Below are 13,303 nucleotides of genomic sequence, written 5' to 3'. Positions count from 1 at the left end.
GGCCCCGAGGGGCCGGCCGCCGTCAGCGGGCCGTCAGCCCACGTACGCGCCGCTCGCCGTCAGCCGCAGGGCCGTGTCGATCAGTGGGACGTGGCTGAAGGCCTGCGGGAAGTTGCCCACCTGCCGCTGGAGCCGGGCGTCCCACTCCTCGGCCAGCAGGCCCAGGTCGTTGCGGAGCGAGAGCAGCCGCTCGAAGAGCTGCCGGGCCTCGTCGACCCGGCCGATCATCGCCAGGTCGTCGGCCAGCCAGAACGAGCACGCCAGGAACGCGCCCTCGTCGCCCTCCAGCCCGTCCACGCCCGCGTCCTCGCCCGAGGTCGGGTAGCGCAGGACGAAGCCGTCCTCGGTGGACAGCTCCCGCTGGATCGCCTCGATCGTCCCGATGACCCGCTTGTCGTCGGGCGGCAGGAAGCCCATCTGCGGGATCAGCAGCAGGGAGGCGTCCAGCTCCTTGGAGCCGTAGGACTGGGTGAAGGTGTTGCGCTCCCTGTCGTAGCCCCGTTCGCAGACGTCCCGGTGGATGTCGTCGCGCAGCTCCCGCCAGCGCTCCAGCGGGCCCTCGGAGTCCCCGGACTCGATGAGCTTGATCGTGCGGTCGACCGCGACCCAGGCCATCACCTTGGAGTGCACGAAGTGCCGGCGCGGACCGCGCACCTCCCAGATGCCCTCGTCGGGCTCGTCCCAGTGCTTCTCCAGGTACTCGATCAGCTTGAGCTGGAGGCCGGTCGCGTAGTCGTTGCGGGTCAGCCCGGTCATGTGCGCCAGGTGCAGCGCCTCGGTGACCTCTCCGTACACGTCGAGCTGGAGCTGGCCCGCCGCCCCGTTGCCCACCCGGACCGGGGCCGAGCCCTCGTAGCCCGGCAGCCAGTCCAGTTCCGCCTCGCCCAGCTCCCGCTCGCCCGCGATCCCGTACATGATCTGCAGGTTCTCCGGGTCGCCCGCGACCGCGCGCAGCAGCCACTCGCGCCAGGCGCGGGCCTCCTCGCGGTAGCCGGTGCGCAGCAGCGAGGAGAGGGTGATGGCGGCGTCGCGCAGCCAGGTGTAGCGGTAGTCCCAGTTCCGGGAGCCGCCGATGTCCTCGGGCAGGGAGGTGGTCGGCGCGGCGACGATGCCGCCGGTCGGCGCGTACGTCAGCGCCTTCAGGGTGATCAGCGAGCGGACGACGGCCTCGCGGTAGGGGCCGTGGTACGTACACTGCTCGACCCATTCGCGCCAGAAGTCCGCGGTGGCCTCCAGGGACCCCTCCGGGTCCGGCAGCGCGGGCGGCTCGCGGTGCGAGGGCTGCCAGCTGATGGTGAGCGCGATCCGGTCGCCCGGGGTGACGATGAAGTCGGAGTACGTGGTGAGGTTCTCGCCGTACGTCTCCGCCGGGGTGTCGAACCACACGGAATCGGGTCCGGCGACGGCGACCGTACGGCCGTCCACCTTGTGCACCCACGGGGTGACGCGCCCGAAGCTGAACCGCATCCGCAGTTCGGAGCGCATCGGCACCCGGCCGCTGACCCCCTCCACGATCCGGATCAGCTGGGGCGCCCCGTCGCGCGGCGGCATGAAGTCCGTCACGCGCACGGTGCCGCGCGGGGTGTCCCACTCCGATTCCAGGATCAGGGAGTCCCCGCGGTAGCGGCGGCGGTCCGCCGCCGGGGGTTCGGTGCCCTCGGCGCGGGCCGGGCCCAGGCGCCAGAAACCGTGTTCCTCGGTGCCCAGCAGTCCCGCGAAGACGGCGTGGGAATCGAAGCGGGGCAGGCACAGCCAGTCGGCCGTGCCGTCCCGGCAGACCAGGGCGGCGGTCTGCATGTCTCCGATGAGTGCGTAATCCTCGATGCGCCCGGCCACGTGCGTCTCCAGTCGAACGGCCATGTCGCCCCGTGGGGCGCTTACTGCGGGTCAAGGGGTCGTTGCGGGGGGTTGAACTGGGGGAAACCCGCGAATTCGTACCTCGCCCGGGGCGAGTGTCCGAGCAGGATACGACGCACCCGGGTGATCCGCGCGACGCTCTTGACAAGACTGGTGAGCTGACTGGCCGGGACGCGGGGGACCGGGGGCCACAGGGGTTGCGCCCGTGCCCCGTGGTGTGCGGAGTGGCCGGAAGCAGGCTCCCGCCGTCGCTGATACCCTGGTAGCCCGTGGACCGGTGGTCGTCCGCAACAGCAGACGAGGCCCCCGAACCGCAGCGACGGCATCTCCGGCAATCACCGGACGGCGGCCGGCACGCACCTCACGATCGCGACCACGGGAGCCCCCTTTGGCTATGCAGCCCACATCCACGACGACCAAGCACATCTTCGTCACCGGGGGTGTCGCCTCGTCCCTCGGCAAGGGTCTGACTGCCTCCAGCCTCGGCGCCCTGCTCAAGGCGCGCGGTCTCCGGGTCACCATGCAGAAGCTCGACCCGTACCTGAACGTCGACCCGGGCACGATGAACCCGTTCCAGCACGGTGAGGTGTTCGTCACCAACGACGGCGCCGAGACCGACCTGGACATCGGCCACTACGAGCGCTTCCTCGACGTCGACCTCGACGGCTCCGCCAACGTCACCACCGGCCAGGTCTACTCCCAGGTCATCGCCAAGGAGCGGCGCGGCGAGTACCTGGGCGACACCGTCCAGGTCATCCCGCACATCACCAACGAGATCAAGCACCGCATCCGCCGCATGGCCACCGACGACGTCGACGTCGTCATCACCGAGGTCGGCGGCACGGTCGGCGACATCGAGTCGCTGCCGTTCCTGGAGACCGTCCGCCAGGTCCGCCACGAGGTCGGCCGGGACAACGTCTTCGTCGTGCACATCTCGCTGCTGCCCTACATCGGCCCCTCCGGCGAGCTGAAGACCAAGCCCACCCAGCACTCCGTGGCCGCACTGCGCAACATCGGTATCCAGCCGGACGCCATCGTGCTGCGCGCCGACCGCGACGTGCCGACCGCCATCAAGCGCAAGATCTCGCTGATGTGCGACGTCGACGAGGCCGCCGTGGTGGCCTGTGTGGACGCCAAGTCGATCTATGACATCCCCAAGGTGCTCCACACCGAGGGCCTGGACGCCTACGTCGTGCGCAAGCTCGACCTGCCGTTCCGTGACGTCGACTGGACGACCTGGGACGATCTGCTGGACCGGGTCCACAACCCCGACCACGAGGTCACCGTCGCCCTGGTCGGCAAGTACATCGACCTCCCCGACGCCTACCTCTCGGTGACCGAGGCCATCCGGGCCGGCGGCTTCGCCAACAAGGCCCGGGTCAAGGTCAAGTGGGTCGCCTCCGACGACTGCAAGACCCCCGCAGGCGCGCGCACCGCGCTCGGTGACGTCGACGCGATCTGCATCCCCGGCGGCTTCGGCGAGCGCGGCGTCATCGGCAAGGTCGGCGCCATCCAGTTCGCCCGCGAGAACAAGGTGCCGCTGCTCGGCCTCTGCCTGGGGCTCCAGTGCATCGTGATCGAGGCCGCGCGCAACCTCGCCGAGATCCCCGACGCCAACTCCACCGAGTTCGACGCCGCGACCGCCCACCCCGTCATCTCGACGATGGAGGAGCAGCTCGCCTACGTCGAGGGCGCGGGCGACCTGGGCGGCACCATGCGGCTCGGCCTGTACCCGGCGAAGCTCGCGGAGGGCTCGATCGTCCGCGAGGCATACGACGACCAGCCGTACGTGGAGGAGCGCCACCGCCACCGCTACGAGGTCAACAACACCTACCGGGCCGAGCTGGAGAAGAAGGCCGGACTGGTCTTCTCCGGCACCTCCCCGGACAACAAGCTCGTCGAGTACGTCGAGTACCCGCGCGAGGTGCACCCCTACCTCGTCGCCACCCAGGCCCACCCGGAGCTGCGCTCCCGCCCGACCCGCCCGCACCCCCTGTTCGCGGGCCTGGTCAAGGCGGCCGTCGCCCGCAAGGTGAGCGCGGCCGAGGGCAAGTAACGGCGGCCCGGCAGGCGTTACGGTGGACCGGGACGCGCATCCTCCGAGGACGCGCGTCCCGGTCACTGTTTTTTGTGGGAGGACGTAGATGGGTATCCAGGACACGCCCGAGGAATGGCCGGTCACCGCGACCGAGATCCCGTTCCGGGGCAACAAGACCAGCGTCCGCACCGATGACGTGGAGATGCCCGACGGCTCGGTCGTGCGCCGCGACTACCAGGTCCACCCCGGCTCGGTCGCCGTGCTCGCGCTCGACGACGAGGGCCGCGTCCTCGTCCTGCGCCAGTACCGCCACCCGGTGCGCCACAAGCTGTGGGAGATCCCGGCCGGACTGCTCGACGTCCCGGGGGAGAACCCGCTGCACGCCGCGCAGCGCGAGCTGTACGAGGAGGCCTACGTCAAGGCCGAGGACTGGCGGGTCCTCACCGACGTCTACACCACGCCCGGCGGCTGCGACGAGGCCGTACGGATCTTCCTCGCCCGGAACATCTCCGAGGCGGACGGGGAGCGCTTCGCGGTCTCCGAGGAGGAGGCCGACATGGAGCAGGCCCGGATCCCGCTCCAGGAGCTGGTGCGGGGCGTCCTCGCCGGGGAGCTGCACAACAACTGCCTGGTGGTGGGCGTGCTCTCACTGGCCGCCGCGCTCGCGGGCGACGGGCTCGACGCGCTGCGGCCCGCCGAGGCGCCCTGGCCCGCCCGGCCGTTCGAGGCCTGAGGTCCCGTACGGCCGTCCGGGACCGTCCGCACACCCCCGGTCGGACAAGATGCTGATCCGATCGGGGGACGTCCCCGCCGCGCTCCGCCCGATACGGCCACCCGCCTGAACTACGCTCTGCATGCCCGGACCGGAGTCCCGGCGGGCGACGCGTGCGGCGAAGTGGAGCGTGGCCCGTGACGGATCAGGCGGTGGACACCAGCGGCCCGGCCGAGGCAGCGGGGACCGAGGGGCCCGTCACCGTCGCACCACCCCGATTCTTCGGCCGCGCACGCGAGTTGAAGGAGCTGCGGGCCGATATCGAGCGGGCCGGCCTGGACACCATGGCCGGCCGCCGCAGCGGCCGGGCCCGGGTCCTGCTGATCGCCGGACGCCCCGGCTCCGGCCGTACCGCACTCGCCGAGGAACTCTCCCGCCGGCTTCTCGACTCCGGCGACTACCCCGACGGGGTGCTCCGGGCGCGCCTCGGCGAACCCGGCGGAGCCCGCGTCCCCGGCGAGCGCGCCGCCCGTGAGCTGCTGCGCCAGCTGGACGTGGCCGGGCCGCCCGGCGCGGACGAGGACGAGCTGACCGAGTTGGTCCGCGAGGCCCTGGCCGTGCGCCGGGCCGTCCTGCTGCTCGACGACGCGGCCGACGCCGAGCAGGTCGACCCGCTGCTGCCGGACAACCCCGACTGCCTCGTCGTCGCCACCGCCGAGGGGCCGCTGACCGGCATCCCCGGGGTGCGGCCCTGCACCCTCGGGGGGCTCGACGCCGCCTCCGCCGTCCAGCTGCTCTCCCGGGAGATCGGGCAGGTCAGGGTCACGGTCGACCCGCTCACCGCCGAGGCGCTGGCCGAGGAGTGCGGCGGACTGCCCGCCGCGCTCGTCCTGGTCGGCGGCCTGCTCGCCGACCGCCCCGCCGCCTCGGTCGCCGATGTCGCCAAACAACTGCGGGAGCTGCCCGAGGACACCGAGGTGCCCACCGGGGCACGGCCCCTGGCGCGGGCCTTCCGGCTGGTCCACGACTCCCTCGCGCCGACCCCCGCCCGGATACTGCGGCTGCTGGCGCTGGCCCCCGCGGGACTCGCGGACGCCCACACCGCCTCGGCGCTGGCCGGCTGCTCCGTCTCCGCCGCCCGCACCACGCTCGACGACTTCGTCCGGCTCGGCCTGCTGCGCGCCGACGGGGCCGAGCACCGGCAGTACGAGGTGCCCGGCTGTCTGGCGCCGATGCTGCGCGCGCTGCTGGAGGAGCGGGACCGGCCCGCCGAGATCCAGCTCGCCCGGGCCAGGATGCTGGAGCGGACCGTGCGCCTGCTCCAGTCCTGCCGGGCGGTCACCGACCCCGAGGGCTCCCCGTCCCGGCGCAGGCTCGCCGGACTGCCGCGCTCGCTGCGCTTCCCGCACCCCGAGGCCGCCGCCGACTGGCTGCGCCACCGCAGGCCCGCGTTGCTGGCCTGCGCGGCGGTCGCCGTCGAGGACGGTGAACTGGACACGCTGGCACGGCGGTTGGTCGCGGCCCTGGTGCGCGCGCTGGCCGTGCACGAGGGCACCGAGGCGGCCGCCCCCGACCTCTACGGGCTGCACGGTCTGGTGCTCGCCGTGGCGGAGCGGCGGGAACTGCCCCGGGAGCGGGCGGCGGCCCTGCTCAACCTCGCGGACCTCGACGCGGGGACCGGCCGGACCCGTGAGGCGCTGGTCCGCTACCGGGCCGCGCTGGACGCGGGCCGGGCCGCGAAGGACCCGTACGCCACCGGCCGGGCGATGGAGTCGATCGGCGGCGCCCACGCGGAACTGGGCGACTACCAGCGGGCCGCGGACTGGTACGGAAGGGCGCTGGCCCAGCGGCTCACCCAGGGCGAACGGGCCGACGAGGCACGGCTGTACGGCCGGCTGGGCACCGTCCACACCTACGCCGGGCGGTACGGCGAGGCGCTGCGCAGCTGGCGCGCCGCGGCGGCCGGCTACCGCAGGCTCGGGGATCTGCCGGCCCAGGCGCGCGCCCTCAGCGAGATCGCCCGGGTGCAGGAGTACGCGGGCCGCCCGCAGGAGTCGCTGCGGACCTGCCGCGAGGCCGTGGAGTGGGCCCGGCGGGCCGAGGACCTGCGGCTGCAGGCGGCCCTGGAGCTGCGGCTCGCGGACACCCTCGACCGGCTCGGAGACCCGGCCGCCGCGGGGCTCCACCGGGGCGCGGCCGAGAGACTGCTGGGCGAGGAGAGCATGGCCTACGAAATCCGTAGTGCCGCGACGGAAAATTAATGCTTTGTAAGGCTAGACAGCGCGAAACCCTTCATTAGACTGGCTGTGCCGCGGGTGTTCGCGGTGTCTCCATTTACACGGTGTTCATCCGGGTATGTATAGCCATGTCCGGATGACCCTCTGAGCCCAAGGACCGTGATCGACGTGAAGGTCGGCATCCCCCGCGAAGTCAAGAACAACGAGTTCCGCGTGGCGATCACGCCTGCCGGTGTGCACGAGCTCGTCCGTCACGGCCACGAGGTCGTCGTCGAGGAGGACGCCGGGGCCGGCTCCTCCATCACGGACGAGGAGTACATCGCGGCCGGGGCGCGCATCCTGCCCACCGCCGACGAGGTGTGGGCCACCGCCGACCTGCTGCTCAAGGTCAAGGAGCCGGTGGCCGAGGAGTACCACCGCCTCCGCAAGGACCAGACGCTCTTCACCTATCTGCACCTCGCCGCCTCCCGCGAGTGCACCGACGCGCTCCTGGAGTCCGGCACCACCGCCATCGCCTACGAGACCGTCGAGACCGCGAACCGCGCCCTGCCGTTGCTCGCCCCGATGTCCGAGGTCGCGGGCCGGCTCGCCCCGCAGGTCGGCGCGTACCACCTGATGCGCTCGGCCGGCGGGCGGGGCGTGCTGCCCGGCGGGGTCCCCGGCACGGCGGCCGGCCGCGCCGTCGTCATCGGCGGCGGCGTCTCCGGCTGGAACGCCACGCAGATCGCCGTCGGCCTCGGCTTCCACGTCACGCTGCTCGACAAGGACATCAACAAGCTCCGCGAGGCCGACAAGGTCTTCGGCACCAAGGTGCAGACCGTCGTCTCCAACGCCTTCGAGCTGGAGAAGGCCGTCGTCGAGGCGGACCTGGTCGTCGGCGCCGTGCTGATCCCCGGAGCGAAGGCCCCGAAGCTGGTCACCAACGAGCTCGTCGCCAAGATGAAGCCCGGAAGTGTACTTGTCGACATTGCAATTGATCAGGGCGGCTGCTTCGAGGACTCGCATCCGACGACGCACGCCGAGCCGACCTTCATGGTCCACGACTCGGTCTTCTACTGCGTCGCGAACATGCCCGGCGCGGTCCCCAACACCTCCACCTACGCCCTGACCAACGCCACGCTGCCCTACATCGTGGAGTTGGCGAACCGGGGCTGGGCCGACGCCCTGCGCCGCGACGCCGCGCTGGCCAAGGGCCTCAACACCCATGACGGACAGGTCATTTACCGCGAGGTGGCCGAGGCGCACGGCCTGCCGCACGTCGACCTGAGCACCCTTCTGGGCTGACGGGTCAACCCCCGGCGTCAACCTCGCGACCGCGGCCGGACCTTGCCGAGCAAGGTCCGGCCGCCGTCGTGCCGGGCGCGGGGCAACTCGCCTCGAACGTAACCGTTCAACCGATTCGTTCCCCGTCGAAAAGTGTGCCCGAGGGGCTGCGCACCCTTGACAGCGGGGTGTTCGATTGCCGACACATCGGGCCGGGTCCGGCGGATTGTGTTGCTGCGGACCGGTGACACGCCATAGAGTCGCCCATCGTCGGCATGGTGCCACGCTGACCTATCGATAAGTTTCCTGGTCACGTCCAAGGAGGTAAGACGACTTGTGAATGAGTCGACATTTACTCCCGGGGGTGTTCAACCAGGGATGCCCGCACAGGGCCAGAGCCCGGTGGGGCTGGAGGCTGTCGGCTCCGTCGCTGTCCGCACCTTCGCCACCCACCAGCACATGACGACAGCCCCCCAGACGATGGACGGCCTACACGTGAACGCCATGGCCGGCAACGAGAGCGGCCGCGACACCGCCCGCCTCGCCGACTTCGACGAAACACCCCAGGGGCACTTCTACGACCCCGACGCCGAGTACGAGCCCGACCCGGAGTACGCGGCCACCCTCGCGCCCGACGCCGCCCGGCAGCGCCGCGAGCGGATCGGCCCGACCGGCCGGCCCCTGCCCTACTTCCCGATCCCGGGTCCGCTGACCGACCACGGCCCCGCGAAGATCATCGCGATGTGCAACCAGAAGGGCGGCGTCGGCAAGACCACGTCGACCATCAACCTGGGCGCCGCGCTGGCCGAGTACGGACGGCGCGTCCTGCTCGTCGACTTCGACCCGCAGGGAGCCCTGTCCGTCGGCCTCGGCGTGAACCCGATGGAGCTCGACCTCACCGTCTACAACCTGCTCATGGAGCGGGGCATGGCGGCCGACGAGGTCCTCCTGAAGACCGCCGTGCCCAACATGGACCTGCTGCCGAGCAACATCGACCTGTCGGCCGCCGAGGTCCAGCTCGTCAGCGAGGTGGCCCGCGAGTCCACCCTGCAGCGCGCCCTGAAGCCGCTGATGGCCGACTACGACTACATCGTGATCGACTGTCAGCCCTCGCTCGGCCTGCTCACGGTGAACGCGCTGACCGCCGCCCACAAGGTGATAGTGCCGCTCGAATGCGAGTTCTTCGCGCTGCGCGGCGTCGCCCTGCTCACCGAGACCATCGAGAAGGTCCAGGAGCGGCTCAACCCCGAGCTGGAGCTGGACGGCATCCTCGCCACCATGTACGACTCCCGTACGGTGCACAGCCGCGAGGTCCTGGCGCGCGTCGTCGAGGCATTCGACGACCACGTCTACCACACGGTCATCGGGCGCACGGTCCGCTTCCCCGAGACCACGGTCGCGGGCGAGCCCATCACCACCTACGCCTCCAACTCCGTCGGTGCCGCCGCCTACCGCCAGCTCGCCAGGGAGGTGCTCGCCCGGTGTCACGCCGAGTGAGTCTGCCCGGGGCCGACGAACTGTTCCGCACCACCGGAGGGATGGGGCTCCAGTCCTCCTCCCCGGCGGAGCGTCGCCGCAAGGCGAACGGCGAGACCCGGGTACCGGCTCCGGCCGGCGAGGGCGAGGCCGGCGCGTCCGGCGAGGGCCCGGAGGCCCCCGAGGGCGCCGACCCCGCCCGGGAGGAGCACTCCGCCGCCGGCGCCGACGCCGGGGACTCGCGCAGCCGGGCCGGCGAACGCGACCGGGCCGCGGTGGCCCCGCAGACCCGCCGCACCCCGCCGCCCGCGCAGGAGCCGGCCGTCCAGCCGCAGCGCGGGCGCGGCGGCCGGGGGGCGAACCGCCGGCCCAGCGGCCGGGAGCGCCACGACGAGAAGATCACGGTCTATGTCTCCGCCGAGGAGCTGATGGACCTCGAACACGCGCGGCTGGTGCTGCGCGGCGAGCACGGCCTGGCCGTGGACCGGGGCCGGATCGTCCGCGAGGCCGTCGCCGTCGTCCTGGCGGACCTGGAGTCCCGGGGCGACGCGAGCATTCTCGTACGGCGGCTGCGCGGCCGCTGACCGGCGCGGCGCCGGTAGCCTGCACCGGGGGTCCGCACCCGGCCGACGAGGCCCGGAACCCCCGCCCGTGTCCCGCCGCACCCTGGAACCCCATGCCGACGTCCGACCAGCCCGCCCGCTCCAGCCGCCGCCCCCTGGGCCGTGGGCCGGGGGGCGGCGGCGTGGAGCCGGACCGGGAGCCGGCGGCGGAGACGACCGAGCCGGAAATCGTGCCCGCGCCGCCACCCGCGCCCGAGCCGGAGACCGTGCCCGCGCCGCCACCCGAGCCCGGGACCGTGCCGCCAGGCGTGCCCGATCCAGAGGCCGAGACCGCGCCCGAGGCGGTCCCCGAGGCCCCGGTCGAGCCGGAGTCCGCGCCCGCGCCCGCAGCCGTGCCCGAGCCCGACGACGGGCGTTTCACCGTGCGGCTCGCGAACTTCGAGGGCCCCTTCGACCTGCTGCTCCAGCTGATCTCCAAGCACAAGCTGGATGTGACGGAAGTCGCCCTCTCCAAGGTCACCGACGAGTTCATGGCCCACATCCGCGCCATGGGGCCGGACTGGGACCTCGACCAGACCACCGAGTTCCTGGTCGTCGCGGCCACCCTGCTCGATCTGAAGGCCGCCCGGCTGCTGCCCGCCGCCGAGGTCGAGGACGAGGCCGATCTGGCGCTCCTGGAGGCCAGGGACCTGCTCTTCGCCCGGCTGCTCCAGTACCGCGCGTACAAGCGCATCGCCGAGATCTTCAGCGAGCGCCTGGAGTCCGAGGGCCGCCGCTTCCCCCGTACCGTGGGGCTCGAACCGCACCACGCCGAGCTGCTGCCCGACGTCGTCATCAGCATCGGCGCCGAGGGCTTCGCCCGGCTCGCGGTGAAGGCGATGCAGCCCAGACCCCGGCCGCAGGTCTACATCGACCACATCCACGCCCCGCTCGTCAGCGTGCGCGAGCAGGCGGGCGTGGTGGTGGAGCGGCTGCGCGGGGCGGGCTCGGTCAGCTTCCGGGAGCTGACCGAGGACGCCCCGGACACCCTCACCGTGGTGGCACGGTTCCTGGCGCTGCTGGAGCTCTACCGGGAGAAGGCCGTCGTGCTGGACCAGGACGAGGCGCTCGGGGAGCTGATGGTGCGCTGGACCGGGGGAGAGGGAACGGAACCGACGGTGACCGACGAGTTCGACCAGGAGGCGGCGGACGTGCGGAACGAGCGGCGGGGCGTGACGGCGTGAGCGGGCCGGAGGCCACCGGAGGCGTGGCGGACCTGGACCTCAAGCCGGCCCTGGAGGCCGTGCTCATGGTCGTCGACGAGCCCGCCACCGAGGAGCACCTGGCCAAGGTGCTGGAGCGGCCCCGGCGGGCCGTGGCGGACGCGCTGCGGGAGCTGGCCGACGACTACACCGTGCAGCGCCGCGGTTTCGACCTGCGGCTGGTGGCCGGCGGCTGGCGCTTCTACACGCGCCCGGCGTACGCGGCGGCGGTCGAGCGCTTCGTCCTGGACGGGCAGCACGCCCGGCTCACCCAGGCCGCGCTGGAGACCCTGGCGGTGGTCGCCTACCGGCAGCCGGTGAGCCGTTCCCGGGTCTCCGCGGTCCGCGGAGTGAACTGTGACGGGGTCATGCGGACCCTGCTCCAGAGGGGCCTGGTCGAGGAAGCGGGCGCGGAACCCGAAACAGGTGCGATCCTGTACAGGACGACGAACTACTTTCTGGAGCGGATGGGCCTGCGTGGCCTGGATGAGCTCCCGGAGCTCGCGCCCTTCCTCCCCGAGGCGGACGCGATCGAGGCCGAGACGCTAGAGGGTGTGCCGTCGTTCGATCCGGACGCACCGGACACCCCGGATACTCACGCAGACGACAAGACGGATTTTTGATGCGAAGCAGTGGCAGGAACAGCGGAAGCGGCAGCGGCGGCGCGGGCCGGAGCGGCGGCACCGGCCGCGGTGGCGGCAGCGGAGGCAGCGGCGGCCGGAGCGGCGGCGGCCGGGGCGGAGCGCGGAACAACAGCGGCACGGGCCGCAACAGCAACCCGAACGCCCGCGCCCCCCGCTCCGAGCGCGACCAGCAGCGGGAGGAGCGCCCCCGCAAGCCCCGGCCCGAGGAGCGGCGCTACGACACCGGCCCGGACCGGCCCGGCGGCGACGGCGGTGCCCGCAAGGGCCGCGGCGCCGCGGCCCGGGGCGGTGCCAAGGGCGGCCCCAAGGCGGCGTCCGGCGGCTCCAAGGGCGGCGCCCGGCGCGGCCCGTACGGCGCCCCCGCCCGTCCGCGCGAGCTGGACGCCAAGATCGAGCAGCGCAACCGCGACCGGTACGCGGGCAAGGCCGACATCCGGACGCCCAAGACCCACCCGGGCGCCGAGCAGGAGGGCGAGCGGCTGCAGAAGGTCCTCGCCCGTGCCGGCATGGGCTCGCGGCGCGCCTGCGAGGAGCTGATCGAGCAGGCCAGGGTCGAGGTGAACGGCGAGATCGTCGTCGAGCAGGGCATGCGCGTCGACGTCCACAAGGACGAGATCAAGGTCGACGGCCTCACGGTCGCCGCGCAGTCGTACCTCTTCTTCGCCCTGAACAAGCCCGCGGGCGTCGTCTCCTCCATGGAGGACCCGGACGGCCGCCAGTGCCTCGGCGACTACGTCACCAACCGGGAGACGCGGCTCTTCCACGTCGGCCGGCTGGACACCGAGACCGAGGGCATCATCCTGCTCACCAACCACGGCGAGCTGGCCCACCGCCTCACGCACCCGAAGTACGGCGTGAAGAAGACCTATCTCGCCGCCATCCAGGGCCCGCTCCCGCGCGACCTGGGCAAGCGGCTCAAGGACGGCATCCAGCTGGAGGACGGCTACGCCCGCGCCGACCATTTCCGCGTCGTCGAGAACACCGGCAAGAACTACCTGGTCGAGGTGAGCCTCCACGAGGGCCGCAAGCACATCGTGCGGCGGATGCTGGCCGAGGCCGGCTTCCCCGTCGACCGGCTCGTGCGCACCGGCTTCGGCCCGATCCCGCTGGGCGACCAGAAGTCGGGCTGGCTGCGCCGGCTCACCAACACCGAGGTGGGCATGCTCATGCGCGAAGTCGGCCTGTAGGCGGACCGCACCACCGCTCCGGCCCGCGGCCGGTTCCCGTACGGCGAGATTCCCGTACGAGAACCGGCCGCGGGCCTTTTGCCGT

Annotated in this window: 10 protein-coding genes; 9 read left to right on the top strand and 1 reads right to left on the bottom strand. The window is 72.4% G+C overall.

Annotated elements, in window-relative coordinates:
• Positions 1-33: 33 nt before the first annotated feature.
• Entirely contained in the window at positions 34-1,836 is a 1,803-nt protein-coding gene (locus ACWCXC_RS34005; RefSeq protein WP_450891513.1) for a glycoside hydrolase family 15 protein, read from the bottom strand.
• Between the two features lie 415 nt (positions 1,837-2,251).
• Between ACWCXC_RS34005 and ACWCXC_RS34000 the strand changes: the two genes are divergently transcribed.
• The 9 genes from ACWCXC_RS34000 to ACWCXC_RS33960 all read left to right on the top strand — a co-directional run bounded on the left by ACWCXC_RS34000 (position 2,252) and on the right by ACWCXC_RS33960 (position 13,218).
• Positions 2,252-3,913, top strand: a complete 1,662-nt coding sequence (locus ACWCXC_RS34000) for a CTP synthase (protein ID WP_450684927.1) — start codon at positions 2,252-2,254, stop codon at positions 3,911-3,913.
• Positions 3,914-4,001: 88 nt separating this feature from the next.
• On the top strand, positions 4,002-4,628 hold the full coding sequence (locus ACWCXC_RS33995) for an NUDIX domain-containing protein (RefSeq protein ID WP_450684928.1): 627 nt from the start codon (positions 4,002-4,004) through the stop codon (positions 4,626-4,628).
• Positions 4,629-4,804: 176 nt separating this feature from the next.
• Positions 4,805-6,868 carry a tetratricopeptide repeat protein gene (locus tag ACWCXC_RS33990; RefSeq protein ID WP_450891506.1) on the top strand — a complete coding sequence of 688 codons (2,064 nt, stop codon included), beginning with the start codon at positions 4,805-4,807 and terminating at the stop codon, positions 6,866-6,868.
• Between the two features lie 144 nt (positions 6,869-7,012).
• The gene (gene ald, locus ACWCXC_RS33985; protein ID WP_450684949.1) at positions 7,013-8,128 is read left to right on the top strand and encodes an alanine dehydrogenase; all 1,116 of its coding nucleotides are present in this window, start codon (positions 7,013-7,015) and stop codon (positions 8,126-8,128) included.
• A 357-nt stretch (positions 8,129-8,485) separates the two neighbouring features.
• On the top strand, positions 8,486-9,604 hold the full coding sequence (locus ACWCXC_RS33980; RefSeq protein ID WP_450684930.1) for a ParA family protein: 1,119 nt from the start codon (positions 8,486-8,488) through the stop codon (positions 9,602-9,604).
• Positions 9,601-10,167, top strand: a complete 567-nt coding sequence (locus ACWCXC_RS33975) for a hypothetical protein (protein ID WP_450684950.1) — start codon at positions 9,601-9,603, stop codon at positions 10,165-10,167. Before ACWCXC_RS33980 ends, ACWCXC_RS33975 begins: the two co-directional genes overlap by 4 nt.
• 92 nt (positions 10,168-10,259) lie before the next feature.
• Complete coding sequence (locus ACWCXC_RS33970) at positions 10,260-11,369, top strand: segregation and condensation protein A (protein WP_450891505.1); 1,110 nt, start codon at positions 10,260-10,262, stop codon at positions 11,367-11,369.
• A complete protein-coding gene (scpB, locus tag ACWCXC_RS33965) occupies positions 11,366-12,010 on the top strand; it encodes an SMC-Scp complex subunit ScpB (RefSeq protein ID WP_450684932.1) in 645 nt (214 codons plus the stop codon). Before ACWCXC_RS33970 ends, scpB begins: the two co-directional genes overlap by 4 nt.
• Positions 12,010-13,218: a pseudouridine synthase gene (locus ACWCXC_RS33960; RefSeq protein ID WP_450891504.1), complete on the top strand. Its 1,209-nt coding sequence runs from the start codon at positions 12,010-12,012 to the stop codon at positions 13,216-13,218. The genes scpB and ACWCXC_RS33960 overlap by 1 nt, the downstream gene beginning before the upstream one ends.
• Positions 13,219-13,303 lie beyond the last annotated feature (85 nt).

It is taken from the genome of Streptomyces sp. NPDC001515, from assembly GCF_053597115.1.
Note: the sequence above shows the minus strand (reverse complement) of the source record. Positions and strands in the feature narration are given on the sequence as shown.

What these genes read in the sequence shown, in the direction of transcription:
- ACWCXC_RS34000 (WP_450684927.1), top strand. Translation starts at nt 2,252, where the DNA reads ATGCAGCCCACATCCACGACGACCAAGCACATCTTCGTCACCGGGGGT.
- ACWCXC_RS33995 (WP_450684928.1), top strand. Translation starts at nt 4,002, where the DNA reads ATGGGTATCCAGGACACGCCCGAGGAATGGCCGGTCACCGCGACCGAG.
- ACWCXC_RS33980 (WP_450684930.1), top strand. Translation starts at nt 8,486, where the DNA reads ATGCCCGCACAGGGCCAGAGCCCGGTGGGGCTGGAGGCTGTCGGCTCC.
- ACWCXC_RS33970 (WP_450891505.1), top strand. Translation starts at nt 10,260, where the DNA reads ATGCCGACGTCCGACCAGCCCGCCCGCTCCAGCCGCCGCCCCCTGGGC.
- ACWCXC_RS33960 (WP_450891504.1), top strand. Translation starts at nt 12,010, where the DNA reads ATGCGAAGCAGTGGCAGGAACAGCGGAAGCGGCAGCGGCGGCGCGGGC.